The organism is Rhodococcus shunpengi (genome assembly GCF_048381395.1).
Lineage (GTDB): Bacteria > Actinomycetota > Actinomycetes > Mycobacteriales > Mycobacteriaceae > Rhodococcus.
In genome coordinates this window covers 459,819-486,498 of sequence record NZ_JBLWIU010000036.1, presented here as the reverse complement: position 1 = coordinate 486,498, position 26,680 = coordinate 459,819, and the positions used below count along the sequence as shown (strand labels likewise).

The 26,680-nt window shown below is 64.4% G+C and carries 26 protein-coding genes; 18 read left to right on the top strand and 8 right to left on the bottom strand.

Features of this window, described 5'->3' with window-relative positions:
• Window positions 1-19: 19 nt before the first annotated feature.
• Complete coding sequence (locus tag ACNJ7K_RS26210; RefSeq protein WP_487042510.1) at window positions 20-1,120, bottom strand: ABC transporter substrate-binding protein; 1,101 nt, start codon at window positions 1,118-1,120, stop codon at window positions 20-22.
• Between the two features lie 541 nt (window positions 1,121-1,661).
• Between ACNJ7K_RS26210 and ACNJ7K_RS26205 the strand changes: the two genes are divergently transcribed.
• Complete coding sequence (locus tag ACNJ7K_RS26205) at window positions 1,662-2,048, top strand: VOC family protein (protein ID WP_487042509.1); 387 nt, start codon at window positions 1,662-1,664, stop codon at window positions 2,046-2,048.
• Window positions 2,049-2,181: 133 nt separating this feature from the next.
• On the opposite strand, the gene ACNJ7K_RS26200 is transcribed toward ACNJ7K_RS26205, so the two are convergent.
• Window positions 2,182-3,225: a hypothetical protein gene (locus ACNJ7K_RS26200; protein ID WP_487042508.1), complete on the bottom strand. Its 1,044-nt coding sequence runs from the start codon at window positions 3,223-3,225 to the stop codon at window positions 2,182-2,184.
• Between the two features lie 471 nt (window positions 3,226-3,696).
• Here ACNJ7K_RS26200 and ACNJ7K_RS26195 point away from each other — a divergent pair, with 471 nt between their 5' ends.
• From ACNJ7K_RS26195 to ACNJ7K_RS26170, 6 genes are all read left to right on the top strand, one after another.
• Window positions 3,697-5,115, top strand: coding sequence for an ABC transporter substrate-binding protein (locus ACNJ7K_RS26195; RefSeq protein ID WP_487042507.1), 1,419 nt, complete (start codon window positions 3,697-3,699; stop codon window positions 5,113-5,115).
• Entirely contained in the window at window positions 5,112-6,059 is a 948-nt protein-coding gene (locus ACNJ7K_RS26190; protein ID WP_487042506.1) for an ABC transporter permease, read from the top strand. Before ACNJ7K_RS26195 ends, ACNJ7K_RS26190 begins: the two co-directional genes overlap by 4 nt.
• 20 nt (window positions 6,060-6,079) lie before the next feature.
• Window positions 6,080-7,006 (top strand): ABC transporter permease, encoded by a 927-nt coding sequence (locus tag ACNJ7K_RS26185; protein WP_487042505.1) that lies wholly within the window; start codon window positions 6,080-6,082, stop codon window positions 7,004-7,006.
• Between the two features lie 26 nt (window positions 7,007-7,032).
• Window positions 7,033-8,130 carry an ABC transporter ATP-binding protein gene (locus ACNJ7K_RS26180; protein WP_487042504.1) on the top strand — a complete coding sequence of 366 codons (1,098 nt, stop codon included), beginning with the start codon at window positions 7,033-7,035 and terminating at the stop codon, window positions 8,128-8,130.
• Window positions 8,131-9,132, top strand: a complete 1,002-nt coding sequence (locus ACNJ7K_RS26175) for an ABC transporter ATP-binding protein (protein WP_487042503.1) — start codon at window positions 8,131-8,133, stop codon at window positions 9,130-9,132.
• An 87-nt stretch (window positions 9,133-9,219) separates the two neighbouring features.
• On the top strand, window positions 9,220-10,035 hold the full coding sequence (locus ACNJ7K_RS26170; RefSeq protein ID WP_487042502.1) for an SDR family NAD(P)-dependent oxidoreductase: 816 nt from the start codon (window positions 9,220-9,222) through the stop codon (window positions 10,033-10,035).
• Between the two features lie 64 nt (window positions 10,036-10,099).
• Here the strand turns inward: ACNJ7K_RS26170 and ACNJ7K_RS26165 are convergent, their stop codons facing one another.
• From ACNJ7K_RS26165 to ACNJ7K_RS26150, 4 genes are all read right to left on the bottom strand, one after another.
• Entirely contained in the window at window positions 10,100-11,305 is a 1,206-nt protein-coding gene (locus ACNJ7K_RS26165; RefSeq protein WP_487042501.1) for a 3-ketosteroid-9-alpha-monooxygenase, oxygenase component, read from the bottom strand.
• 179 nt (window positions 11,306-11,484) lie between these two features.
• Entirely contained in the window at window positions 11,485-12,606 is a 1,122-nt protein-coding gene (locus tag ACNJ7K_RS26160; RefSeq protein WP_487042500.1) for an alpha/beta hydrolase, read from the bottom strand.
• Window positions 12,488-12,967 carry a nuclear transport factor 2 family protein gene (locus ACNJ7K_RS26155; RefSeq protein ID WP_487042499.1) on the bottom strand — a complete coding sequence of 160 codons (480 nt, stop codon included), beginning with the start codon at window positions 12,965-12,967 and terminating at the stop codon, window positions 12,488-12,490. Before ACNJ7K_RS26155 ends, ACNJ7K_RS26160 begins: the two co-directional genes overlap by 119 nt.
• Window positions 12,968-13,132: 165 nt before the next feature.
• Complete coding sequence (locus ACNJ7K_RS26150; protein ID WP_487042498.1) at window positions 13,133-14,587, bottom strand: FAD-dependent oxidoreductase; 1,455 nt, start codon at window positions 14,585-14,587, stop codon at window positions 13,133-13,135.
• A 225-nt stretch (window positions 14,588-14,812) separates the two neighbouring features.
• On the opposite strand from ACNJ7K_RS26150, the gene ACNJ7K_RS26145 reads away from it, so the two are divergent.
• The 3 genes from ACNJ7K_RS26145 to ACNJ7K_RS26135 all read left to right on the top strand — a co-directional run bounded on the left by ACNJ7K_RS26145 (window position 14,813) and on the right by ACNJ7K_RS26135 (window position 17,445).
• On the top strand, window positions 14,813-16,297 hold the full coding sequence (locus tag ACNJ7K_RS26145) for an MFS transporter (protein WP_487042497.1): 1,485 nt from the start codon (window positions 14,813-14,815) through the stop codon (window positions 16,295-16,297).
• A 166-nt stretch (window positions 16,298-16,463) separates the two neighbouring features.
• Window positions 16,464-16,811 (top strand): hypothetical protein, encoded by a 348-nt coding sequence (locus tag ACNJ7K_RS26140; protein WP_487042496.1) that lies wholly within the window; start codon window positions 16,464-16,466, stop codon window positions 16,809-16,811.
• Window positions 16,804-17,445 carry a Dabb family protein gene (locus ACNJ7K_RS26135; protein WP_487042495.1) on the top strand — a complete coding sequence of 214 codons (642 nt, stop codon included), beginning with the start codon at window positions 16,804-16,806 and terminating at the stop codon, window positions 17,443-17,445. The genes ACNJ7K_RS26140 and ACNJ7K_RS26135 overlap by 8 nt, the downstream gene beginning before the upstream one ends.
• Window positions 17,446-17,617: 172 nt before the next feature.
• Here the strand turns inward: ACNJ7K_RS26135 and ACNJ7K_RS26130 are convergent, their stop codons facing one another.
• Entirely contained in the window at window positions 17,618-18,538 is a 921-nt protein-coding gene (locus tag ACNJ7K_RS26130; RefSeq protein WP_487042494.1) for an alpha/beta hydrolase, read from the bottom strand.
• Between the two features lie 209 nt (window positions 18,539-18,747).
• Here ACNJ7K_RS26130 and ACNJ7K_RS26125 point away from each other — a divergent pair, with 209 nt between their 5' ends.
• From ACNJ7K_RS26125 to ACNJ7K_RS26110, 4 genes are all read left to right on the top strand, one after another.
• Window positions 18,748-19,716, top strand: a complete 969-nt coding sequence (locus ACNJ7K_RS26125; protein WP_487042493.1) for an alpha/beta hydrolase — start codon at window positions 18,748-18,750, stop codon at window positions 19,714-19,716.
• Between the two features lie 118 nt (window positions 19,717-19,834).
• A complete protein-coding gene (locus ACNJ7K_RS26120; RefSeq protein ID WP_487042492.1) occupies window positions 19,835-21,298 on the top strand; it encodes an FAD-dependent oxidoreductase in 1,464 nt (487 codons plus the stop codon).
• A 166-nt stretch (window positions 21,299-21,464) separates the two neighbouring features.
• Complete coding sequence (locus ACNJ7K_RS26115; RefSeq protein WP_487042491.1) at window positions 21,465-22,334, top strand: LLM class F420-dependent oxidoreductase; 870 nt, start codon at window positions 21,465-21,467, stop codon at window positions 22,332-22,334.
• A 106-nt stretch (window positions 22,335-22,440) separates the two neighbouring features.
• The gene (locus ACNJ7K_RS26110) at window positions 22,441-23,202 is read left to right on the top strand and encodes an IclR family transcriptional regulator (RefSeq protein ID WP_230791541.1); all 762 of its coding nucleotides are present in this window, start codon (window positions 22,441-22,443) and stop codon (window positions 23,200-23,202) included.
• 27 nt (window positions 23,203-23,229) lie between these two features.
• Here ACNJ7K_RS26110 and ACNJ7K_RS26105 read toward each other — a convergent pair whose 3' ends face one another.
• The gene (locus ACNJ7K_RS26105; protein WP_230791595.1) at window positions 23,230-23,853 is read right to left on the bottom strand and encodes a PadR family transcriptional regulator; all 624 of its coding nucleotides are present in this window, start codon (window positions 23,851-23,853) and stop codon (window positions 23,230-23,232) included.
• 197 nt (window positions 23,854-24,050) lie between these two features.
• Between ACNJ7K_RS26105 and ACNJ7K_RS26100 the strand changes: the two genes are divergently transcribed.
• The 4 genes from ACNJ7K_RS26100 to ACNJ7K_RS26085 all read left to right on the top strand — a co-directional run bounded on the left by ACNJ7K_RS26100 (window position 24,051) and on the right by ACNJ7K_RS26085 (window position 26,650).
• Window positions 24,051-24,440, top strand: a complete 390-nt coding sequence (locus ACNJ7K_RS26100) for a nuclear transport factor 2 family protein (protein ID WP_230791542.1) — start codon at window positions 24,051-24,053, stop codon at window positions 24,438-24,440.
• A gap of 78 nt (window positions 24,441-24,518) precedes the next feature.
• Window positions 24,519-25,013: a flavin reductase family protein gene (locus ACNJ7K_RS26095; RefSeq protein ID WP_016695963.1), complete on the top strand. Its 495-nt coding sequence runs from the start codon at window positions 24,519-24,521 to the stop codon at window positions 25,011-25,013.
• Between the two features lie 98 nt (window positions 25,014-25,111).
• Complete coding sequence (locus ACNJ7K_RS26090; RefSeq protein ID WP_159417597.1) at window positions 25,112-26,101, top strand: LLM class flavin-dependent oxidoreductase; 990 nt, start codon at window positions 25,112-25,114, stop codon at window positions 26,099-26,101.
• Window positions 26,102-26,197: 96 nt separating this feature from the next.
• Window positions 26,198-26,650 carry a hypothetical protein gene (locus tag ACNJ7K_RS26085; RefSeq protein WP_268654461.1) on the top strand — a complete coding sequence of 151 codons (453 nt, stop codon included), beginning with the start codon at window positions 26,198-26,200 and terminating at the stop codon, window positions 26,648-26,650.
• Window positions 26,651-26,680 lie beyond the last annotated feature (30 nt).

The window sequence follows — 26,680 nt, the reverse complement described above, 5'->3', positions numbered from 1 at the left end:
GTGGGATTCAGCCGGTCCGTCAGCCCGTGACCGTGAGATCGACAGGGATACCCTGATCGTCGATCTCACCGATCAGCATCTGCGACGAGCAGATCGACGGCATCATCGGGAATGCGGTTCCGTTGCAGGTGAAGGTGATTCCACCGCCTGCAGGCATCTCGACGTTCTCGCTGGTGCGAAGCGCTTCACGGATGGACGCCGCATCGACCTCACCGGTGATGCCGTCCGTTGCACCGGCAAGAGCCATCACCGTCTGGTAGCCGGTCGAGCCGTATCCCGTGGGGGAAAGATCGGGGGCGTACTCCGCGAGAATCGAGCGGAACAACACGGTGTCCGGCCGATCCGACAGCGCGTCGGTCGCGGTGATTCCGATATTGCCCTTCACGTTGTCGATGCCGATGGCCTTGACCACGTTCTCGTCCAGACAGGTGGGGATCAGCACCTTCTTCACGGTCGGCGCTGTCGTTTGCACTGCCTTCAGCACCGAAGTGCAGGTGGCGGCATCCCCGATGAAGCTGACGCCTTCGGGGTTGTTCGCCAGCCCCGAGGTGACGACGGGGGTCGGATCCGGGATGCCCAGAGCGACGGGAACCACGTCGAGTCGAACTCCGAAGCCTTCGAAGATCGGCTTGCCCATCTGGTCGATCATCGCCGCGATTCCGCCGCCGTCACTGGCGAACATGGTGAACGACGACATTCCTTCTCGCTGCGCCGCCGTAGCAGCTGCTGTGAGGGTTCCGGGCAGACCGGCGGAGAGCGATGCGACATCGGGCGACGTCAGCTCGATCGGCGCGACCCCGTTGAGCGTGACGTACGGGATGCCGGCTCCGATGACGATCGGAACGATCGCGGGCCCCATGGATGTGCCGGGCGACAGCACGGCTGCCACCTTCTGCTCGACGAACTGATTCGCACAGGCTGTCGCCGAGGTGGGTTCCTCCTGTTGCTTGCAGACGACGAGTTCGACGGGGCGGCCCGCAAGTCCGCCACCGTTGTTGTTCAGGTACTCGACCGCAGCCTCGGCCCCCTCACGCATCTCCGGCAGTGATACCGCGGCACCGCCCTCCGTCGAGACGAACCCGATCTTCACCGGCTCGCCGCTCGCCGGGTCGCTCGGCAAGGCGGATGTGGACGAAACTTCCGCCGCTGCATCATCTTGCGTTTCGTCACTTGCACATGCTGCGGTGCCGAACATTCCGGCGAGCATCAATGCACTCACTCCCGCAACCGTACGGAACTGTCGATTCCGACCGCTCGAATTCATAGCGCGGACTCCTTCAAACGATGGTGAGGTCCGACTGGAAGAGATGCCGGACACATATTTCCAGCCCGGTGATCTGCATCACTTCCGACGTGGGCGCTGAATTATGTGCGCATGCCCCGTACCGGTGGACGGTGGCCTCCCGTTCAACGGGATGGCATCCGGACGAAGACATCCACTCGACCTCGGCCTCGAGGACCCGAGAAGCCGATGGGCGCGTCCTGGCCGGTGGCCACCGAGGCGAGGCCGGCATCGGAGACCACCGCCATGTCGACGATCTCGTCGAAGGCTCGCGATGAACCGCTCAGCGGAACTCCGTCTTGCCGCGCGGGATCGTTACCGGCGAAATGCATACGAACATCTCCGAATCACAGGGCATCCGGCAAGGAGTTTCATGGGCATGAGCACACGATTTGCGTTCACGAAGATTTTCGTCGAGGACATCGAGGCCGAAGCGGATTTCTATGCAGCAGTTTTCGGTATGAAGGAAAAGAATCGCCTCACGGTCCACAAGGGTGAGGACACCGTGGAAGAGATCATCCTCACCAGCGGCCGGGATGACGATTCCTCACTGATCGTGTGGCGGTTCGTCGGGCGGCCCACTCCCCCGGCCGGAGAATCCGTGCTCGGATTCAACGTGACCGACGTCCACGCCACCGTGCGGGCAGTCGAGAAGGCCGGCGGAACTGTCGACACACCGGTCGAGGAGATGCCCGACATCGGCTTCGCAGTCGCCTTCGTCAAGGACCCCGAGGGGCATCTCATCGAGATCACCCAGAATCTGTAGACAAAAAGGCGCTACCTGCGCACGCCGGTCGCAATGGCGGCAGGTAGCGCCCGAGGTGACCTCGCGACGAGGCACGTACTGTCGGCGCCGCTCTTCCGTGTCCGGCACGGACCGGACACGGAAGAGCGATCACTCATCGAACTTCGAGAGGAGCTTCTGCCGGATAGCGACTGGGCGCCATCGCGTAGAACTCGGTCAACTGCGCAACGAATGCCATGTCGTTCATCGGGTCGCTCGGCTCGTCGACGGTGTGACCCTTGGCCCGCATGTCGGCGATCAGCATGTCGAACACCTTGGCGGGAGTCAGGTCGTCGGTGTGGTCCTGATAGCGGCGGACGTCGTCGACATCGTCGAACAGCAACGCCGTGTAGTGAATGAGCAATCGTATGTCGTCCTCACCGAAACGGCGAATCTCCGTGTCGCCGTTCCGGACCGACCATTCCCCGTCCCCGACGGCATGCAGCCGGGAGGTCATGTCCAATTCGGGATAGTCACGCTGGTCTCTGGCTCCGTTGGACTCTCTGCGGTGGTACATCCGGGAATTGTCCGTGAGAAAGGCGGTATTCCAGAACGGGGCCTCGATTCGAGCAGGGTCCTCGTCCGGGCCGTCCGGCCAGTACGTGAAACCACCGTCGATATCGGACTTGTTGAAATACGTGAGTACCTGGGCCGACTTGACCTCCCACGCGTCGAAGAGTCCGGATTTCGACATGATCGCCAACAGCCAGATCGGCGTGTTGAACAAACCCATACCGCGGAAGACAGCGGTGTCGAAATGGCCCGGATCGTAGCTGTGCGAGGGACCGCACAGGTTGAAGAGCAGGTCGTGCACCATGCCGTACTTCGCTCCGTGAAGCGACCGTGCAGTGTCGAGAAGCTTACGTCCGAAGTAGATGTCGTGTAACTCGGGGTAGAAGACTACGCCGTCGTTACCGAGAAATCCCCGGAACACCGGTGCGACGAAATCCGACAGTTTCGCATCCGCTTTGCGGTCCTTTCCGCCGGAGATCGCGAGGTATTCCTCGGTCGACGAGAAGTGATGGGCGAGGATGAGACGCCACGGCCCGTTCTCCCGGATGACGGAGAAGATCGTCGCGATCTCTTCCGGTGTATAGAAGTTCTCGATCACGGAAGGCGGCGCCGCAGGAATCATCGGATGGCGGTCGAGGGTGGTCATTGGGGCTCCTCTCTGCCGGGGCATCAAGCCCGGCCGGAACGGCGATCCGCGTCACAGTAGGCACTGTCGAACGCATCGGATCAGGCCGGATTCCACGCAGTGGGACGTTACCGTCGCCGTTCTCTGTTCGATCCGATTCGAAATTCATGGGCTGTCACGGCCGAGTATCCGATCTCTTTGCTCCATAGCGGCATTCGCGCATGCCCCTCCCGCCCGATCACCCGCTCAGTGGAACAACCGGTTCGGCCGCTCTTGTGACCTGTGACCTAATGCAGCCACTGCGTTTTGGTTTCGGTTCTATCCGTGCCTGCCTACCCGACTACGTGGAGGAGAAGTGCTGTGAAGATTCGTTCACACCCGACGGTGGTTGTCTGCCTCGGGGCCGCTGTCGCCTTGTTCGCGTCCGCGTGTGGAAGCGGAGAAGCTTCCTCCCTATCGCCCGCAGGCGACCCTGTGCGTGGTGGAACGTTGGTGTATTCGTACAACACCGAGGCACAATCGGTCGATCCCGCAACCTGTGCCATCGGCATCGGTGTCGGTCCGTGCCAAGCGGTGTACGGTGCGCTGCTCGACTACGATCTCGAGACCGGTGAGATCGAGCCGGGGATGGCGGAGTCCTTCACCACCGAGGACGGCAAGGCCTGGACGCTGAAACTGCGGCCCGGTCTGACCTTTTCCGACGGCACTCCCTTCGACGCGGCTGCCGTCGCGTTCAACTGGGACCGCATACTCGATCCTGCTCTTCTTTCGCCGAGCGCCTCGGTCGCCAAGACCATCGACTGGGAGATCGTCGATCCGACGACCCTGTCGGTTACCTCGAAAGAGGTCAACTACCAACTCGATTTCGGTCTTACCGAAGCACTCGCGTACATCGCCTCCCCGACCGCGATCGAAGCGCTGGGCGCGGATTTCGGCAACAATCCCGTGGGCGCCGGACCGTTCACCCTCGCCTCCTGGGCTCGCGGCACAGAGATGGTCCTCGACCGTAATCCGACCTATTGGGATCAGCCCCGTCCGTACGTCGATCGACTCGTGCTGAAGACGATTCCTGCCGACGACCAGCGTTTCAATGCCCTCCAGGCCGGCGAAGTCGACGTCATGGCAGTCACCGTGCAGAAGTACGCCGATCGAGCCGAGAACGCAGGTATGAACGTCACCTCTGCTCCTCTGCTCGGAGGCACGGGCTTCCGACTCAGCCATCGTGGTCCGCTTGCCGACCCCAATGTGCGAACCGCGATCGCGAAGCTCATCGACAACGAGCAGATCATGAATGCTGTCTATGCCGGTGAACCCGTCGCGTCCGGTTTCACCCCCGAGGACAGCCCGCTCTACGATCCGGAATCGGCGTGGCCCGAACCGGACGTCCCAGGGGCACAGAAGCTTCTCGACGACTACCGGTCCCGCACCGGCAGTGGTGACATCGAACTGACCTACGTTCTCACTGCCGGAAGCCCGGTACTGAGCCAGACAGCCGAGCTGATCCAGTCCCAATTGCAGCGAGTCGACGGTCTCCGGGTGCGTATCGTTCCTCTCGAAGGCGCGGCCTTCGCGGCGGCGATGACGTCCGGTGATTACGATCTGATCGTCAGCGGTCTCGGGGGCGCCCACCCCGACAATCTCTACAAGGTCTTCCGCACCGGAGGGTCGTCGAACAACTCGGGCTACTCGAACCCGGCGGTCGACGAGGCGCTCGACCTGACTCATACGTCGAACGACCCCGCAGTGGTCGAGAGCGCGTACAAGACGACCATCAACGAACTGGTCGCAACGAACGCCTACCGGTTCTGGCGTCACGCCCGCACCAACCTGATCAGCCCTCCGAACGTTCACGGAGTCGAGGTTGCGTACCAGTACTGGTTCCGTCCCGAACTGGTCTGGATTCAGCAATGATGTACCGAGCCGTAGCACGGCATGCCGCAAAGCTCGTCTCGGTTCTCACCCTGGTGAGCGTAACGACTTTTCTTCTCCTGGAGACCATCCCGGGCGATCGTCTCGCCTCGGTTCTGCCCGAGGGCGCGACCCCGGAGATGCGCGCCGCCGCCGAGGAGCGGTTCGGCTTGAACGGATCGCTGGTGGAGCGCTTCGCCGCGTGGCTGGGGTCTGCCTTCCAGGGCGACCTCGGACGTTCGATGCAGTCGCAGGTTCCTGTCACGGAATCGATCCTCGAGCGTTTGCCCGTCACGCTCGAACTCGCGACCTTGTCGATTCTCCTCGCGCTGCTCATCGCCATTCCCGTCGGTGTCTACTCGGGCTATCGGCCCGGTGGCCTCGTGGACCGTATTGCGACATTCCTGTGTTCGATCACCCTCTCGATCCCGAGTTTCCTGCTGGGCGTGTTGCTCGTCTTCGTTTTCGCGGTGACACTGTCGGCACTGCCGGTCACCGGATGGACACCACTGTCCGAAGGACTCGTGCCCCACATACGTAGCCTCGTTCTCCCGGTGGTGACACTGGCCGCAGTCGAAACGGTGGGCTTCATTCGCCTTCTCCGGAACGACATGGTGTCGACGCTGCAACAGGACTTCGTTCTGTCTGCCCGGGCACGAGGACTGTCCACACCGCGGATCCTGCTGGTCCACGCACTGCGCCCCTCCTCGTTCTCACTGCTGACGGTGATGGGCGTGTCACTCGGTCGCCTGATCGGTGGGACGGTGATCGTCGAGTCCCTGTTCTCGCTCCCCGGACTGGGCACCCTGGTGATCACCGCGATCACCGGCAGGGACTTCCTCCTGGTGCAAGGGATCGTCCTCGTGGTGGCAGTCGCATACGTCCTGCTCAACGCCCTCGTCGATCTGACCTATCCCCTTCTGGATCCGAGAGTGAGGACTTCGTGAGTCACAGCCTCGACAAACCCATGCCGGTCGTTTCAGACGAGCAGCTCCCGATCCTCGATCCGCAGGACGGCAGTGCCCCCGTCGACGAACTCACTCCACCGTCCGCCGAGGCGAGGCCCGTCGGGCGCCGTCGCCGTCGTCGGGACGTCGGAGCATTTCTCGGCGGGTGCTGGCTGGTGGCGATCGTCCTCGCCGCCGTGTTCGTCGACCTGCTGCCATTGCCGGCCCCGGATGCGGTGGGAGACCTGTACTCGCTACCCCCGTTCCAGAGCGCCCAGCACGTCCTCGGCACCGATCAACTGGGCCGCGACCAGCTCAGCCGGGCATTGCACGGTGCACGAATCTCCTTGGCGGTTGCGATCGGTGCCACCCTGGTCGCGATGGTGATCGGAACCGCCACCGGTCTCGTCGCGGGATATTTCCGTCGCGCGTTCGACGTGGTCTTCGACCTGTCGACCAATACGATCCTCGCGTTCCCGCCGCTCATTCTCCTGATCGCACTGGTCGCGCTGCGGGAACCGAGTGCGGTGACTCTTGCGATCGGACTCGGTGTCGTCGGAGCACCGACGTTCGCGCGCATCGCCCGCGCCAACACCATCGCCTACGCAGATCGCGAATTCGTCATCGCCGCGAAATCGATGGGCTCGAACAGCATCCGCATTCTCCGTCGCGAAATCCTGCCCAACGTGCTGTTGCCCGTGGTCTCGTTCGCCACCGTCGTCGCGGCCACACTCGTCGTCGCGGAGGGCTCTCTGAGTTTCCTGGGTCTGGGCGTTCCGCCGCCGGCACCGAGTTGGGGCGGAATGATCGCCGCCGGACGCGAGAGTCTCTACGAAAACCCGTCGTTGGTGCTCGTCCCGGGCGTGTTCTTCTTTCTCACCGTGTTCTCACTCAATCGGGTCGGCGACTGGGCACGTGGGCGCGTAGGCCGGGAGTCCTCGCTGTGACCGTCGACGGAAAGGAGACCCGTGCCATGACGGGGATACTTCAACACCAGGACACCGAAGCACCGACGCTGTCGGTGACCGATCTACGCGTCTGGTTCGATACGCCGCGCGGGATGGTCCGGGCGGTCGACGGCGTGACCCTCGACGTCGCGCCGGGACGAACCCTCGGCATCGTCGGGGAGTCCGGATCCGGCAAGTCCGTGCTGTCGAGGGCTGTGATGAACATCCTCGCGCCGAGTGCCGTGGTGCGCAGCGGCTCGAGGATCGAATTCGAAGGTCGCGACACTTCGACCCTCGGCCGGGAGGAAACCCGCAAGCTGTGGGGTGCGCGGATGGCGATGGTGTTCCAGGACCCGATGACCTCGTTGACTCCGGTCCTCACGATCGGCGCACAGCTCACCGAGACCCTGCGCCGGCACCTTCCGATGAGCAGGTCCGAAGCTCTCGACCGGGCGGAGGAACTGCTCGAATGGGTGGGCATCCCCGAACCGCGCAAACGTTTGAAGCAGTACCCGCACAATCTGTCCGGAGGTATGCGCCAACGCGTCGTGATCGCCTTGGCATTGGCATGTTCACCGCGACTGCTGATAGCCGACGAGCCGACGACGGCACTGGACGTGACGGTGCAACACCAGATCCTCACTCTGCTCGAAAGGCTGCAGCGGGAGCAGGGCATGGCGATGGTTCTCATCACACACGACCTCGGCGTCGTGGCCGGAAGGTCCGACGAGATCGCGGTGATGTACGCGGGGCGAGTCGTCGAGCAGGCACCGACCAAGGTCCTGTTCCAGGAGATGCGGCATCCCTACACGCGTGCGCTGGTGGGGTCGATCCCACGGATCTCCGACCCCAGCCATACCCGGCTGCGCGCGATTCCGGGTCGACCGCCCACCGTCATCGATCCGCCGCCGGGATGCGCGTTCGCTGCGCGTTGCCCGCACGCGCGGCCGCGATGTCTTGCCGAGACACCGGCACTCACGACGGACGCAACGGCCGGTGACCGGCACCGTCATGCCTGCTTCTTTCCCGTCGGTACACCTGCCGGGGACGACGCGTGGACCACCAATCTGGACGAAGGACGGACCGCCGCCGGTCTTCCCGTGGACTCGAGGAGCGTGCTCTAGATGGCCGGTACAGGAACCGCTCACCTGCGGGAAGCGGACAGCCACGATCTGTTGCTCACCGTCCGCAATCTGGTCGTCGAATACGACACCGGGCGCGCCGGGAAGGTGCAAGCGGTTTCGGACGTCAGCTTCGACATCGCACGCGGCGAAACACTCGGCGTGGTGGGTGAATCGGGTTGCGGAAAATCGACAGTCGCCAAGGCCGTCATGCAACTGCCGCGGCCCACCTCGGGAGAGGTGAAATTCAAGGGTGTCGATCTGGCTGCGATGTCGCCGCGTGAGTTGCGTTCGGCGCGACGAACCCTCCAGATGATCTTCCAGGATCCCATCTCGTCGCTCAATCCCCTACGCAAGGTTCGACACATCGTCTCCGAAGGACTGGACGTGGCCGGCGGACGCAGTCGCACGGAGAAGCAGGCCATGGTCGACGACATCCTGTCGGTGGTCGGGCTCGACCCGACCGTCGCGGGAGATCGGCGACCGCACGAGTTCTCGGGTGGCCAGTGCCAACGCATTTCGATCGCTCGCGCCGTGGTGGTCGAGCCCGAGCTGGTGATCTGCGACGAACCCGTCTCCGCTCTCGACGTGTCAGTCCAAGCCCAGATCCTCAATCTGCTCGAGGACATGAAGGAGCGGTACGGGCTGACACTGTTGTTCATCGCTCACGATCTCGCTGTCGTCAAGAACGTCAGCGACCGGGTGATGGTGATGTACCTGGGCAAGATCTGCGAGGTCGCGTCACCGGACGTGCTCTATGATGCTCCACTGCATCCGTACACCGAGGCGTTGCTCTCGGCGATTCCCGAACCCGATCCCGAGGTCGTGCCGACACAACTCACCCTGTCCGGTGACCTGCCCTCGCCCATCGATCCCCCGACCGGGTGCCGGTTCCGCACGCGATGCCCTCGCGCAGAATCCCTCTGCGCTGAGGAGGAGCCTCGGATGCGGGAGGTTCGCCCCGACCACTACGTCGCATGCCATTTTCCTCTGGACTCGGCGTAGCGAAATGCTCTTCGAACACATCGATGCTGCGGTGCCTGCCACGGACATGCATGCAACATCTCACGTCTTCGACAAAGGAGAAGGACTGTGAAGGAACTGGCAGGACGTGTCGCCGTTGTAACCGGCGGGGCGAACGGGATCGGGCGCGGGCTCGCCACCCGGTTCCTGGAGGAAGGCATGAAGGTCGTCATCGCCGATCTCGATGAAGCCGATCTCGCCAAGACGGCCACAGAGCTCGGCGCACTCGGGGAAGTCCTGCCCGTGCGAACGGACGTCGCCGATGCCGAGTCGGTCCGGGCGCTCGCCGATGCCACCATGGAGCGTTTCGGCGCGGTCCACGTTCTCTGCAACAACGCAGGAGTCGGCGGGATGCAGCGATTCGCGGCTACCAGCCTGGCCACCTGGGAATGGACGATCGGTGTCAATCTTTGGGGGGTCGTCAACGGCTGCAACATCTTCCTGCCGCTACTGGCCGCTCAGGACGAAGCCTACATCGTGAACACCGCGTCGATGGCGGGCTTCACGACCACTGCACCGCTACATCCGTACATGGCGTCGAAGGCGGCTGTGGTCGCAATGTCGGAAAGTATGGCGCACGAGTTCGCGACGGAGTTCCCTCACGTGGGCGTGGCGGTCCTCTGCCCGGCATTCACCGCAACCTCCATCCGCAACGACGAGCGCAATGCTCCGGCCGGCCACATCCCGAGATCACAGGCCGATCCGGAGCTGGAAGAGCTGCGTAATCAGGTGAACAGCACCATCGAGAAGGGGGTCTCGACCGAATACGTCGCCGACCTCGTCGTTACTGCCATGGCCGCCAGGAAGACTCACATCTTCCCGTCGCCCGAGTGGCTGGATCGTTGGCAGGAACGCGTCGATCGGGTGCGCGCACAGCTCGATTGAGTTCGTACCGAACGCCCGAGGGCCGGCCCGGATCATCGCCCGGGCCGGCCCTCGCATAGCACCGTCAGTCCCGAACGCCGACCTCGGCAGCTCGGTTTTCGTCCGCCTGGAATGCTTCGATGCGAGGATCCGACGTGATGAATCGCCCGGCGGCGATGTTCTCGTCCACTTCCTTGCGCCAGAAGCTGATCGCACGCTCGGTATCGATCTCGAACTCGAAGCGCCGCGTCATCTCCGGCTTGATGTCTTCGACGTCGACATAGAACTGCTCGTACCAGCGCCGCAGTTGATACACCGGGCCGTCCTCCTCGCACAGCAGCGGGTTGTCGATCTTCGCCTTGTTCTTCCAGATCTCGACGTCCTGGACGAACCCGAGTTCGACGCCCGTGGTGAAGGACTCGGCGATCTCCCTCGCCTGCTCGTCGGTGAGCCCCGCCGGCTTCTTCACCGCCGCACCCCACTGCAGTACGAAACTCGTGGGCGATACCGGATAGTGGCAGTTGATCAACACCGTTTCGAGCTCGCCGACCGGCGAGTCGTTCCACAAGTAGTCGATCATGTACGAAGGGCCGTAGTACGACGCCTCCGAACGCCCGATCGAATCGTCTTCGCGCGAATAGCTCGTGCCCAGGTCCACATCGTGCCGCGGTTTGGTGTTCATGTTCTGGGTGGCGATGTGACCTTCGAAGATGTTCTTGAAGTACACCGGGAACGAGTAGTGAATATAGAAGAAGTGCGCCATGTCGACGACGTTGTCCACGATCTCCCGGCAGTGGGAACCCTCGATCGTCAGCCGGTTCCAGGTGAAGTCCGTCCACTCTCCTTCGGCGTATCCCTCGATCTCCGGAATGGTGACTTCCGGGGGCGGCGGATTACCTTGCGGATCGTGCCAGATGTACAACTGCCCGTTGCGTTCGAGCGTCGTCCACGACTTCGTGCGTGCCAGCGGCGGAACACGGCGCGCATACGGAATGCTCGAGCACTTACCGTTGCCGGCCCACCGCCAGTCGTGGAACGGGCACGCGACCGAGTCGCCCTTGACCGTGCCCTGGGTCAGGTCACCACCCATGTGTGGGCAGTAACCGTTGAGTACGTTCAGCGAACCCTTGCTGTCGGCGAAGACGACCAACTTCGTCCCGAATGCCTCCACCGCGTGCGGCTTGCCGTCGCGAAATTCGTCGAGGAGTCCGAGGCAGTGCCAGCCTCGGGCATATCGGGTCGGGGGCGGTCCGGATTCGATGACGCGAACTTCGGTTTCTGAGGACGTCATAGTTACCTCCGTGTCACACATGGCTCGGCCTGTGAGGTGGGCGGTTGTACCCACCGGACGAGATCGCGTCGAACGATAGTGACGCCGACCACCCTCGGACAGGGAACGTTGCGCTGAGTGGGAGAGTTGCCGGTCCAGCCGGCGAAGGCTCGGCTATGGCAGGGCGAGGACCGATCCGTTCAGTGGGTAGCCCGCTCCGGCAGGCATTCCGACCATGTGCGCCCGAGATAATCGACCATGTGCTCGAACAGTTCCTGTGCCGCCGAGAGTGCGGTGGTCATTGTGGCGAAGCCGTGCATCACGCCGTCGTAGCGATGTAGTTCTACGTCGACACCACAGGCCTGCATACGCCGGGCATAATCCTCCGTTCCGTCGCGAGTGGGGTCGACCTCGGCCGTCGCAACGAAAGCCGGTGGCAATCCACTCAAATCGGAAGCGAGAGCGGGATTGACGTAGACCGAATCGCGTTCGGCCTTGTCCGGCACGTACAGATCCCAGAAGCGATGGCAGTCGGCCGGCGAGAGCAGTACCGTCTCGTGTTCGGGGTTCGTGATCTCCATGGTCGTGGTGCCGTACAGGCTGACCTGCCCGACCGGCAGCGGCAAGCCGCGGTCCCTCAGTTGCTGGGACAGTGCGAACACCAAAGTCCCTCCCGCACTTTCGCCCGCCAATACACCTCGGTGCACATCGGCCGCGGCAAGCTGATCCGGATCCGACACGATCCATTCCCATACTGCGCGACAGTCGTCGAGTGCTGCCGGGTAAGGATGTTCCGGCGCCAGACGGTAGTCGACCGAGACGACGACGGCACCCGTGGCGTTGCTGAGCTTGCGCAGGTACTCCTCGTTCTGGTCGAGGCCACCGACGGTGAAGCCACCGCTGTGCATCCACTGGATCAGCGGCAGACCTTCGCCGTCCGACGGCCGGTAGATCCGTATCGGCACTCCTCCGGCCGAGGAGGGGACGACGAGATCTTCTCGGTGATGGATCGGCGTGGTGCCGGGGGCGGCGCCGGCCGCCAACGAAGCTCGTAGTTCGGGCACGGGTATCTCGTGCATCGGCCTTCCCATACGTTCGGCCGATGCATCGACGATTTTCCGGGCGTCCGGGGACAATGGCATGTCGATCAGCTCGTTTCGTGGAGGAATCGTTTCGGATCCGTAGTCGAGGTGACCCGGGATATCAGGGCGTGGCCTGGGCGGCACCCATGTGGTCGGCGAAACGGACGGACTCCTGCGTGTCGAGTACGACCTGCACGCTGCTGAACGCAAGTGCACCTTCGACAGACCGAACAGTGCCACGAACGACACCGCTCGAGACGTTGTGCGGCCTGCCGTCGACGATCTTGGTGACGAAGAGATACGACGTGAACGACGCGCTCTCGTGGTCGCTTTCCGTGAGGAACACGTTCGTGCCGAAGTGACGCAACGGGTACGGGCTGTTGTTGCGATGGTCGTCCTTCCACGCCATCACAGCGTCCGCACCGCGCAGGTCGACGCGAATGAAATCCTCGTAGTCGGTCGTTCCCGTGTCGCTCGCGCAGCTGAATGCGAGGTCGTCGCACATCAGTGCCCGCAACGACTCGGCGTTCCATTCGTCGTAATGGAACCACCACGCTGCAACGAGTGCCGCGACATCTCCGGGTGTGATTGACGAAACCAAGGTGTGTTCTCCTGTCTACGGTCGACGCCGCCGCGCTGTCCGTACAGTTGCACGCGGTCGAATCAGCAGTTCGACCGGACGGTAGCCACGGCACGACGAGTGGAGAAGGACGTGTCCCGGTCGGCGGGCCGTTCCGACGACGAGTGGCACCGGTCCCGGGCCGGACTATCCACGAGCGGCACCGATTCCCGCGCGTCGGCCGAAGAAGCTGCCGTCTCCGAGGCTCGCACCACTGGCGTAGCCACCCGCGCAGACCCCGGCCGTGCACCGTCCCGCTGCGAAGAGTCCTGCGATCGGCTCGCCCGAAACATGCAGCACGCGCGAGTCCGTGTCGGTCTTCAGTCCGCCCAGGGGGAATCCGCTCGTCATGCCCCGCAGGTCGAATGCTGCGATCGGTGTCCCGATGGGCCGCACCCATTTCTCGTGCTTGGAGAACAGCGGGTCCGCGCCGCTCTCGGCATGCGTGTTGTAGACCGTCACCGTGGAGGTGAGCGAACCGGCGGGTAGTCCCATCTCGGTCTCGAGTTCTGCGGCGGTTTCGCACACCCACGTCGGTTGTGGACCCGCAGATCCCGGTCCCAGCACTTCGTCGTACGCGCGTTGGTCCAGGATCAGGAAGGCTTCGTTGTTCTGGTGGAACAGCATCGCCTGACCGATACGGCCCGGATAGGTGTCCTCCGCGATGAACCGTTGACCGTGCGCGTTGACCAGGATTCCCCGAACCATGAGTTGAGGCGAGGCATGGACGGCGACCTCTGCCGCATCCATGTGGGCCGTGGCGGCACCCAGCGCCTGTCCGATGCGGATAGCTCGGCCGTCGTGAGCTTCGACAGCGGAGCCGGGGCGTCCGACGAGTGCCGGTGCATAATCGCGCACCATCTCCTCGTCGAATGCGAAACTCCCCATCGCGAGCACGACACCGCGACGGGCGCGAACGGTGATCGTCTCGCCGTACCTGCGTGCGAGCACACCCACGACCCGGCCGTCATCGTCCACGACCACCGTCTGGACGCGGATGTCGTATTCTGCTTTCACACCCAGTTTTTCGGCCGTCTCGACGAGCGGCTTCATCAACATGTACCCGCCGCCGCGTTCACCGGTCTTCTTGTTGTCCATCTGCGGTAGATGTCCACGCGGCGCCGGAGGAATCATGTCCTTGAAGGGCGCTGCGTTCTCCCCTCCCGAATACATGAGTCCTTCGTCGTGCGCAGGTTCCCAGCCGGGGTCGCCCCAGAACTCCTCCTTGAAAGGCACTCCGGCCTCCACCAGCCAGTTGTAGTGGTCGACGCTTCCTTCGCAGTACGCGTCGACCTTCGCGTCGTCCGTGGCCGGGCCCAGCGCAGCTTTCAGGAAGGCCTTCATGTTCTCGACCGTGTCGTCGAATCCGCATGCCTTCTGCAACGGTGTACCGCCGCCGAGGTAGATGAATCCGCCTGCCATGGAGGCGGCGCCGCCCCAGCCACCGGATCGTTCGAGCACGAGTACGTCGGCACCGGCACGTGCAGCTTCGACGGCAGCGGTGACACCGGCGATCCCGTAACCGGCGACGACGACGTCGGCGGACAGATCCCATGTCGAGATCTCGGATTCGGATATGGGACGCACAGAATCGTCGGACATCGCGTTCTCCTCGGGGTAGCGGCGGTGGGTCGGCCGCACCGTCCCACTCCTCCCACACGGAAAGGGATGGATCGTCCCGCTCAGTGGTCGGTGAGCGAGGCACTCACGATGGTGACCGCCGACACTCGTCCCGAATCGGTTCGATCGGCGTGGACCGATGGAGAACGAAGGTTTCGCCGCAGCGGGCGGTGAAACCACCCTCGCCTCGTCTCAGGAGGACAACGGATGTCCGATCCCTCAACCCCGCCGCCCGGTGGTCGTCTCGATCGTGCAGTGGCGGCCAGATCCACGACCTTCATCATCGCCGCCCTGGTTCTGGCGGAATGCGTGAGCGCCTTCGAGGCCGGGATGATCTTCATCGCCCTCCCACGGTTCGGTGAGATCTTCGATGCGCCGGCCTCGACGACCGGATGGGCGGTGACCGCCTACATGCTCGTGGCGGCTACGACGGCACTGGTCGGCGGCCGCCTCGGCGACATGTACGGCCGTAAGAAGGTCCTGATCATCGCGATGATGGTGTCGACGCTGGGGTCCGTGATCAGCGTCTTCGGCGATTCGATGGGAGCGATCATCGCGGGCCGAGGTGTGCAGGGCGCGGCCGGCGCGATCCTGCCGCTCTGCTATGGACTTGCACGAGAAGCACTTCCACCGAGCAAGGTCTCCCTCGCGGTGGGATATATCAGTGGCGCGGCACTTCTCGCTGGTTCGGGTGGCTACTTCGTCGCGGGCGTGCTGCTCGATGTGGCCGACTGGCATATGATCTTCGTCTTCGCCGCCGTACTCGCCGTCGTCGCCTCCGTGGTCGCGGCGTTCGCCCTGCCCGGCGCCCACACCCGCACGCAGCTCCCCCGGTTCGACTACCTGGGCGCTGCACTGTTGACTCCGGGCCTGGTCGCACTCCTCTACGGCATCACGCAGGGGCCGACGTGGGGCTGGACCAGCTTCGGTGTCCTCGCCCTCATCGTCGGGGGCCTTGCCGTCCTGGGTGTGTGGACCGTGTGGGAGTTGCGATTGGAAGAACCGCTCGTCAATCTCCGAGCACTCGCAACCAAGCGGATGACTCTCAATCTGATCGGTGTTGCAGTCCTGGCTCTCGGCCCTGTCGGAGCCGTTCAGATCGTGACTCCGATGATTCTTCAGGCTCCGACATCCTTGCCCGTCGGACTGGGCATGTCGGCAACCGTGGCGGGGCTCATCGGCGGTGTCGGCGCCATCGTCGGATTCGCGGCATCTCCGGTAGCCGGACTGGTCGCGGGGCGCTGGGGAGGCCGGTCGGCGTTCTTCATCGGTGCCGTCCTCTTCGCCGTGGCCAATCTTCTGATTCTCGTCGGACACAAGTCACTGGCAGTCATGATCGCCGTCTTCGTCGTTGCTGCCGTCGCAACAGCTTTCGCTTACACCGGCTATCCGAAGATCGTCATCGAGTCCGTTCCGGAGGATGTCACCAGCGTCACCACCGGGGTGCTGGCCACGGCACGCCAGGCGTTCTCCGCTATCAGCGTCGCCATCGTCTCGGTCATGCTTTCGATCTGGACCGTGCCGGAGACGACCATGCCGACATCCGCATCCCTGAATCTGGCAGTCGGATGGTTCGTTCTGTGCTCGCTCGTCGTGGCCGCGATCTGCCTGTTCATCGGCCGTCCGAAACAGGAGACCGCCCCCACAGCGGACGCCGGGGACGATGTCGACTTGTCACCCGTTCAGGCCTGATCACACCCTTCCCGAATCTGGCGCGGCAGAGATCGCCATGGCCTCCGGTCCGCAGGCAGGTCCACACGGCAACCCGTGTGGACCTGCTTGTTTCTATCAGGAAAACCATCCCGCGAAGCGGGACGCTCACGTGCCGGTCCGACCTGTCGATCGTAGGGTTTCAGGCATGGCAGACGAGAAGATCTTCGTGGTCGACCGAGTGGTCACGAAGCCCGGATGTGCTCGCACGTTCATCGACAGGTACATCGACGAATATGCACCCGGGGGGCGCGAACGAGGAATGACTCTCGACCGAATTCTCGTCAGTCCACCGATCTGGTCCGACGACGAAACCAACGTCGTCACCATCACGTGGTCGGTCTCCGGCGTGGAGTCGTGGTGGAACATGACGCGTCAGGGCCGCCGGGATCCCGAACTGGGACGTTGGTGGACCGCGATGAACGAGTACGTAATCGAACGGTCACGGACGATGGCAGCCGAGGCCGGCGACGTCGAAAGGCTTGCCGATGTATAACGTGATCCGAGTTGTACATTTCGACGAATCCGCACCTGCTTCGGCGCGCTCCGAGTACATCGAAGCCGCGCGAATCGCCGTCAAGGAAGCCGACTCCGAGGGATACTTCGTCGCCCCCACTCTGCCCGGCGTGATCAACGGCGGAGACGTCCTGATGCACCTACGTTTTCCCTCCGCCGACGTCGCCGCTCGACATACTTCCCACCTCGACGCCGAGCTCCGTACCCCGATCGCGGCATATGTGGACGGGGTGGGCTACTCCACTGCTCCGGCACAGACACGTCCCGACGAACCACGGTCGATCTACCGGGTGCTGCTCGTCCGAGTAGATCCCGACACGCCCGCCGAAACCGTGGAGCAATTCGAAACCGACCTGTTGAAGATGCCCGGCTACATCCCGTCGATCGTCGCGTGGCGGTTGAGCCCCGTGACCGACACGATCGGTCGTACCGGGTGGACCCACGTCTGGGAGCAGGAGTTCACCGACCACGACGCCCTCATGGGCCAGTACCTGAATCATCCGGTTCACTGGAGTATCGTCGACCGCTGGTTCGACCCGGAGTGCCCGGAAGTGATTGTCCGCGACCGCGTCTGCCATACCTTCTGCGCTGTCGACGGCGTCACCATTGCATAGGCGACGGGCATCGTCGGCACCGAGGATCGACCTGACTCCCGAATGAAGGACCGAGCACGAAGAGGAGAACGCGACTATATCTCCCGGGCCTCGTTTCCACCGCTGACGTGGTCCGGGACGGCTTCGGTCACAGCGAGCCTTGCAGTGTGCTGCGACCGAAGCCCGAAGCGACTCAGTCGAACAGTGAGCGCACCATCTTCCAGATCTCCTGCCGAGCCGGCTCCGTCAACGACAGGGACGGAAACGTCAGGAAGCCGTGGAAGAGTCCGTCGAATCGCCTGTGCCGAACGTCCACACCGGCAGCCGCGAGTCGCTGCGCGTAATCGTCACCGGACGAACACGGCGGATCGAGTTCGGCGGTGATCACGACAGCCTGCGGCAATCCCGCAAGCGAATCGGCCCGGGTCGGGATCACCCGAGGATCGTCCCTGCCGTCCGGGGCGTACTGCTCCCAGTACCACTTCATCGCTTTCGTGGTGTTGTAGTACCCCGAACCGTACTTGCGGTACGACTCGGTGTCGAAATCGTCGTCGATGACCGGATAGAAGAGCGCTTGGCCGAATACCCGGGGGCCGTCGTTGTCGCGGGCCGCGATGGCCACGGTCGCGGCGAGATTTCCTCCCGCGCTGTCTCCGGCCAGCACGATCCGCGCAGGATCTCCACCGTAGGTCGCGGCGTTGGCGGCGGCCCATTCGAGCGCTGCATACATGTCGTCGTGGGCTGCCGGTGCCCGATGTTCGGGGGCCAGCCGGTAGTCGACGGACACCACGACGGCGCCTGTCCCGTCCGCCATCGAACGGCAGAACTCGTCATGACTGTCGAGATCGCAGAACACGAAGCCACCACCGTGGGCGAAGACGACGACCGGGATCTCGGCCTCGGAACGGTCGGGGCGATAGACCCGAAGCGCGAGATCTCCGCCCGGCCCGGCGATCGTGATGTCGTGCACGTCCCGCATGGCGGGCAGGTGTTGAAGGGGCGCGCGGCGGCTGCGGATGAGGTCACGGAGTTCCGGAGGCGGAACCGTGGTGACGTCGGGAAAGCCGGCGTCCAGGGCCTTCAACATGGTCTCGACTTCGGGGTGCAATGACATACGGGTCTCCTCGGTGTGGTGCGTGGGGCCACGCTAGGTACGCGAACGGCTGATTCGGAACCCGGTCTCCCGGCCAGCGGTCGACCGAAATGCCGTCACGCTCAGTGGGACGAAGGCTTCGCTCGGGTGTATCCGGGGGCGACGATGGCGAGCAGTTCGGACCGGCGGCCCATCGCCCCGGTCGCCCGAGACGTGGAGGAATCGACACCATGGCCACCACTCACAGCGCTCGACCGGCATCCGACGCCGCCTACGACCCCGACGTCTCGAAGCTGGTCGAGGCGATGCGTTCGCGAGGTGCCGGTCCTCTCCGGGACCTCGGGGTCGAGGCTGCCCGGCAGTCGCTGGAGTCCATCGTCCGTCCACCCGGACCCGACATGCGTTCGGTGCGAACGCTGACATTTCCCGGGCCTCACGGAGCAGTTCCCGTACGCGTCTACCGTCCTCGTTCCGCCCCGGAACAGAACACACCTGCACTGATCTGGTTCCACGGTGGCGGCATGATCATGGGCACTCTCGACTCGTTCGACCGTCTTGCGCGAGAGGTCGCGGAGTCGACGAATGCCACGGTCGTCAACGTCGGTTACCGACTGGCACCCGAACACCGCTATCCCGTGGCCCACGACGAAGCCTACGCCGCGCTCCGATGGGCCCACGAGAACGCTCACGACCTGGGACTGGACCCGGACCGCATCGGAGTAGGCGGAGACAGCGCCGGAGGTGGACTCGCCGCGGCCACGGCTCTCCGGGCTCGCAACGAAGGCGGCCCCCGGATTGCTCAGCAGGTGCTGGTCTATCCCGGCCTCGAACGTCGTTCCGATCGACCGTCGATGCGCCAGTTCGGCGACAGCCCTTTCCTCCGGGCCGAGGACATCGACTGGATGAAGTCGTTGTATCTGGGAGACGACCCGAGCACCGATGACGAGTACGGAACCCCTTTGTTGGCAGAAGATCTCACGAATCTTCCTCCTGCGGTGGTGATCTGCGGCCATGCCGACCCCCTACGAGACGGCGTGGAGGAGTACGGACGACGCCTGCAGGACGCACGGGTGCCGACGGCGATCATCCGCTACCCCGGGGTCGGGCACGGCTTCTTCATGCAGACCCACAACTTCTCACGGGCCAGGGCCGCGATGACAGAGGTCGGTGTGCTGGTCGCCGCACGGTTCGCCGGATGAACCCATCCGGGATTCCTCCCGGTGAGCAGACAGTCTGCATTCCACATTCCCGATCGTCCTCGTAGCTTGGCCGCGAGCGGCGCAACCCGGCTCGCTCGTAGACGCCGAGGAGGCGACGATGTCCCGCAAGCCCGGAATCCAGAGGGATCTCGACGAAGTCGAACAGGTGGACGTGGTGGTGGTGGGGATGGGCGCAGCCGGATGCGCCGCCGCCCTGACTGCCCACGACGCGGGCGCTCGGGTACTCGTGCTGGAGAAGACCGGGGCCGAAGAGGCCGGCGGAAACACCCGCGTCTCGGGTGGCGGCTGGTTCCACCACGAGGATCCCGAACGCGCTGCCGTGTATCTGCGTGCGCTGTGCGGCGACCGGGCACTGCCCGAACCCGTCGTCCAGGCGTGGTCTCACGGCACCCGCGAGGTGTCTGCGTGGGTGGCGTCGCTCGGTGTCGATGTGGGGCCGCACGGCCACTACAACTCGGCCGGAGCAGAGTATCCAGAGTTGCCGGGCAGTGATTGCTACGGCGGATTGCATTGCGTTGAGGGAGTACTCGGTCACGGACGACTCTTCGCTGTTCTGGAGAAGGCGTTGAGCGAGCGTGGAATCGTCGTCCGGTACGACACACCCGTGGCACGGCTGACGACCGATTCCGCAACGGGTTCGGTGACCGGCGTCGTCACCACGGAAGGCGAACGAATCCACGCTCGGCGCGGCGTCGTGCTTGCCACCGGCGGCTTCGAGGGCAACCCCGAACTGGTGCGCACTCATCTCGGCCTCGAGGACGTACCGGTATGGGGAAGCACCGCCGCAACCGGCGACGGCCTTCGCATGGCTCAGGAGGTCGGGGCGGATCTGTGGCACATGGACAACATGATGGCGGTCAACGGCATCACCGACCCGGCCTCACGCCACGGCTACTTCGCGATGTTCATCCATTCACGTGGGGTGATCTGGGTCGACGACACAGGCAATCGGTTCGTCGACGAGTTCGTTCCGTCCGGGCACGGACAGGCGTTGATCGACGGACAGTACGTTCTGCATCCGCATCGCCCCATGTGGGTCGTGTTCGACGAGAAGACCAGGTCGGCAGGCCCGATCAGCGGGTCTGCCGACGTCCTGCCGGTCGGATGGAACGTGCTGATGAACGGCTACCGGTGGAGCGACGACAACATGACGGAGATCGACGCGGGATGGATCCGGCGCGGTGAGACTCTCGAAGAACTTGCTACGGCGACAGGATTGCCCGCCGATGCTCTCGCAGAAAGCGTTTCGGCGTACAACACTGCATGCGCGGCGGGAGTGGACGAACGTTTCGGGCGTTCGGCTGCCACACTGGTGCCGCTCCTCGAACCGCCCTTCTATGCCTACCGCAGCGGACCGATGCTGGCGTGGACCAACGGCGGTCCACGTCGTGACGAACACGCTCGTGTGCTCGATACAGACGGCACTCCCATCGAGGGGCTCTATGCCGCGGGCACGGTGAGCTCGACATTCAGTTGGGCCAAGGACGGCGGTTTCCACATTGCCGACGCGTTCGTGTTCGGTCGCATCGCAGGCGCCCACGCTGCTCGTCGAATCGGTTGAGTTCGCGGTCCGATAACTCACTCGTTGGGAGGACGAAGGAGTTTCGCTCCGGACGCCTCCCATAGATCGGGACGATCCGTGCTTCACGCACCCGCCGCGCGCAGACTGCCGGGAAACGACGTTGCGAAGGAGTGTCATGGTACCTGTGCCGAACCGAGACCCGAAGGTGCGAATCGGAATCACCAGCCCGATCGTCACGCGGCTGCCGGGCGTGTCCAGCGAATGGGAGGCGACCGCCGGTATCGACGAGCTGACACGGATCGCGGTGACCGCGGACCGCCTGGGATTTCATCACCTCACCTGTAGCGAACATGTTGCCGTGCCGGTACCTGTCGCCGAAGTTCGTGGCGGGACGTACTGGGATCCACTGGCCACCCTCGGCTACCTGGCGGCACGCACCGAGCGAATCCGGCTCGCCACGCAGGTTCTGGTCCTCGGTTATCACCATCCGTTGGAGATCGCCAAGCGTTACGGCACTCTCGACGCTGTCAGCGGGGGGCGTCTGATTCTGGGTCTCGGCGTCGGCACGCTGCAGGAAGAGTTCGATCTGCTCGACGTGCCGTTCACCGACCGCGGTGCACGGGCGGACGATTCCCTGACTGCGCTTCGTGCCGCGCTCTCCGAGCGCGTACCGTCCTATCGCGGAGAATATTTCGAGTTCTCCGACATGGTCGTGGAACCTCACGCGGTACAACCTCGGGTGCCGTTGTGGATCGGCGGGCGCACACCCCGCTCCTTGCGACGGGCGTGCGAGCTGGCCGATGGCTGGGTTCCTTTCGGCCTGTCGTTCGACGACGTGCAGGCCATGTTGAACAGGAGACAGCCGCAGCCCGGATTCGAGGTCGTGTTGTCGGCTGCCGGACTCGATCCGCTGGGCGACCCGAACGGGGTGAGGAGGAAGCTCGATCGCGCCGTAGCGGCGGGGGCAACGATCATCGGAGTCGGTGTGGCCGCCCGGTCGGTCGACCACTACTGCGAGCAGCTCGAGGCTCTCACGACCCTGCACGCCGACGCCTTCCGGAGGACGACGGACTGAGCCGCCCTTTCGTGATCCGCTTCACAACGACATCGGGATGTGGCACTATTCCTAATCGAAATACCCACGTCCTCGCGCTCAGTGCGCCGCGGTTGTAGGAGCAATTATGACGATTCAGGCTGAAGCCGACCACACGGCACCCAGCGCAGTTCTCGATCGTGTCGGACTCGTGCTCGATGCGTTCGACGGGGCGGGCCGGCTCACTCTTGCCCAGATCGTGCGTCGGACCGGCCTCCCCCGCTCGTCCGCCCATCGCATGCTCGAACGCCTGGTGTCGATGCGATGGTTGCACCGGGAAGGCCGCGACTACACCCTCGGACTACGCCTGATGGAACTCGGCTCGCTCGCCGTCCACCAGGACAGACTGCACGCGACCGCCCTACCGCACCTGCAGGAACTGCATCGTGTCACCGGCTTCGTCGTCCACCTGGCCGTCCTCGACGGCGACGACCTCGTCTATCTCGAGAAGATCGGCGGACGTCTCGCCACCGCTGTGCCTACCCGTATCGGAGGGCGCCGCCCTGCGCGCAGCACTGCCCTCGGCAAGGCGCTCCTGGCATACGAAGGCGCCCCTGGTGACACATATGATCACATCCGCGAGCACGGTATCGCCTTCGAAAAGGAGGAGTCGCTGGCAGGATTCGGGTGTATCGCGGTTCCGATCGGTCCCGTGGGTTCCGCAGTCGCAGCGGTATCACTCTGCGGGCCCCTCCCCCATCTGCGTTTCGAACACCGGCTGACCGCACCCGTCCGCATGACGGCCACCACCATCTGGCGCAAACTCGACCGCAACCACGTCGTCCCGACCCTGCAGAATCGCCGCACGTTACGCGCAGCACCCAGCGTTCGAGAACACCAGTACGCCTGACCGAGCGTTCTCGCCCCGGAACTGCGGTTACTGCTGTTCAGGACCGGCTTCGTCGGACGTATCGCCGTTCGAGAGACCTCTCCAGCTGCCCGGGTTCCGGGGACGAGGCATACCGAACTCGTCGATCTCGCTGTGCGCGAACCGTTCTGCAGCACTGTCGATATCCTCGATCAATTGATTCGACAACTCGATCTCAGCTCGGAAGTACCGCTCGGCCCATCGCAGACTCATCTGCGAGAAGCCCCAGCCCGGCTCCCGATCGGAGTGCTCGGCATGTTCTCCGGCGCGGCGTAACTTGTCTTCGAGGTTGACGATGTGGTCGCGCACGATCGCCTTCAACTGTTCCGGATCGTTGAGATGCCCCATGTACATCCGAAGCATGACACCGTGTTTGAGCACCGGGATTTCCACCGGTGCCTCACGCGACCACGTCCGCACGGCCTCGATGCCGGACTCGGTGATGGCGTAGACCCGCCGCCCCCGCGCACCCGGCTCGCTCACTGCGCGGGAACGTACGAAACCGAGCTTCTCGAGCTTCTTCAATTCCGCATAGACCTGGCTGACGGACGGACTCCAGTAGAAGAAGCCGATACTCCAGTCGGCCCACTTCTTCAGATCGTTGCCGGTGAGTTCCTCGCCGAACGACAGCATGCCGAGGACCGCCCAGCTCGTGGCGGGAAGAGCCGGGTACGAATCAGCACCGTGTTCTGACACCGCGAAAGCGTAACAATGCCGGTGAACGACGTACGGCTCGAATCTCCCACTGCGCGGGAGCAGGACCCCACATCGACTACGACACGAATAACGTCGGCCGAACCACCCTTGCCCATGCCATCAGAGGAGCTGACATGACCGTTTCCGAAGCCGACGCCCGCACTCAGCGCATCCGCACCACCGTGCACGCCTATCTCGATGCCGTGGCCGCAGGCGTGGCCGCCGACATCGCCGCCCTGTACGCCGACGACGCTACCCTCGAGGATCCTGCCGGCAGCGAGCCTCGCGTGGGCCGGGCAGCGATCGCCGAGTTCTACAAGGGTGTCGAGGCCACCGAGAACACCACCGAACTGCTCACGCTCCGGGTCAGCGGGTCGACCGCGGCCTTCCACTTCCGCGTCGTCACGAAGGCGGGCGATCAGACCTACGAGATCGAACCCATCGACATCATGACGTTCGACGACGAGGGACGAATCACCAGCATGCGGGCGGTCTGGGCACCGAGCGACATGCGTGTTCGCTGACCGATCGGCGGGACACGGTTCGCACGCCGCACCACAGGTGACGGACACTGGAACGAACCGACCGATAGGAGCTTCTCGATGACAGCGGAACACGCGGTGCTGGATCCTCGGCGGATCCGCGACGTGATGGGCAACTTCTGCACGGGTGTCACGGTGATCACCGCGCTCGACGGCGACGAACCGCTGGGATTCGCATGCCAGTCGTTCGTGTCGGTCTCGCTGGACCCGCCGCTCATCTCGTTCTGTCCCGCCCGCACGTCGACGACCTGGCCCAAGATCCGCGAGGTCGGCACCCTGGCAGTCAACGTCCTTTCCGAGAGCCAGCGCACCCTGTGCGGCGCGTTCGCGGTGAGCGGCGGTAACAAGTTCCGCGGGGTTCGGTGGGAGCCGGGCGACAACGGCGCTCCGGCGCTCGAGGGAGCCCTTGCGCGGGTCGAGGCGACCGTGGAGACCGAGTACGAGGCCGGCGACCACACGATCGTGCTGGCCAGGGTCACGGGGCTGACGTCGCTGCACTCCCGCGGTCCGCTCCTGTTCTTCCAGGGCACCTACGGCGGTTTCGAACGGCGGTGATGCCGCACGCGGGGTGAGGGAATAGACGGTCACCGGTCGAGGTTGCTCCGAAGGTGTGCCCGGCGGCCGATACCGGGCCCCGACGCGAAGGATTACCGGTGACCGTTCCCCTCTCCATCCTCGACCTCGCACACATCGGCAAGGGTGAGACCGCCCGTGAGAGCTTCGACGCCAGCGTGAAGATGGCCCAGCTCGCCGAGCAGTGGGGTTACCGGCGAATCTGGTACGCCGAACACCACAACATGCCGACGATCGCCTCGTCGGCGACGAGCGTGCTCATCGCGCACGTGGCCGCGCACACCTCGTCGATCCGTCTCGGCGCCGGCGGCATCATGCTGCCGAACCACTCTCCGCTGACCATCGCCGAACAGTTCGGCACCCTCGCCACCCTGCATCCCGGTCGCATCGACCTCGGTCTCGGCCGCGCCCCCGGCAGCGACCAGAAGACCATGCGGGCGCTGCGCCGCGACCCGACGTCGGCCGACAGCTTCCCGCAGGACGTCCTCGAACTGCAGGCCTATCTGAAGGGCGAGTCGCGGATCCCGGGAGTCGACGCGATCCCCGGTAAGGGCACCGACGTTCCGCTGTACATCCTGGGCTCGTCGTTGTTCGGCGCGAAACTCGCTGCCCTGCTCGGTCTTCCGTACGCCTTCGCGTCGCACTTCGCGCCGCAGGCCCTCGAGGACGCGGTGCGGCTGTACCGCCGCGAGTTCCAGCCCTCCCCCGACCACCCGGAGCCGCACGTCATCGCGGGTGTCGGCGTGATCGCCGCCGACACCACCGAAGAAGCGCAGTCGCTGTTCGAGGCGACCAAGCGGGCCCGGGTCGTCCAGATGGTCGGACGCGGGCGCACGTTCAGCGAGGAGGAGATCGACATGCTGCTCGACTCTCCCGCCGGCATGCAGGTGCTCGAGATGCTCCGGTACACCGCCGTGGGCACGCCGCAGGAGGTGCGCGACTACCTCGACCGGTTCACCGAGCGCGCGCAGGCCGACGAGCTGATCGTCGTGTCGTCGGCTCCCGGACGCGACGCGTGGCTGCGCTCGCTCGAGCTTGTTGCGCAGGTCAGCGACCTCGTCCCGGCCTGATCGCCGAACACCGGCGGATCGGGCTACCGACGGGTACACTTCAGCGGCCGGCCAGGCACGGCTGAGAACCACGAGTCGTCAACCGCCAGGAGCACGATGAAGTACCGCACCCGCGCTGTTGCAGCGGCAGTGCTGACCGCCGCAGCGGCGATCACTGCACCGGCCGCCGCGACAGCCGATTCCCTCCCCACCGACGGGCCCACCATCTCGGTGACGATCCGCAACGACACCGACGCACCGATGGTGCTCACGTCGACCGAGAACCCCTACGGCAGATGGGTGGACGAGCCGGCCGCGGTGGTCCCGGCCCGTTCCACCGAGACGGTCTCGGCGAGCAGCGCCGACCGGCGCGGGTTCGGCATCCAGATCGACTACACGATGCCCGGCGCCGCGACCGTGGCGCTCATGGCCAACAACTACGGCACCGGCGTCGCGAACGGCGACGGCACCCACATCGAGGGTGCCAACCGACACGGCTTCGCGGTCGCTGCGATCGTGGAGGACGGATATCCGTTCATGACAGCGGACTTCGTCGTCACCAGGCCCTGAGACGACGAACCGGGCCCGAAGGGATACCTG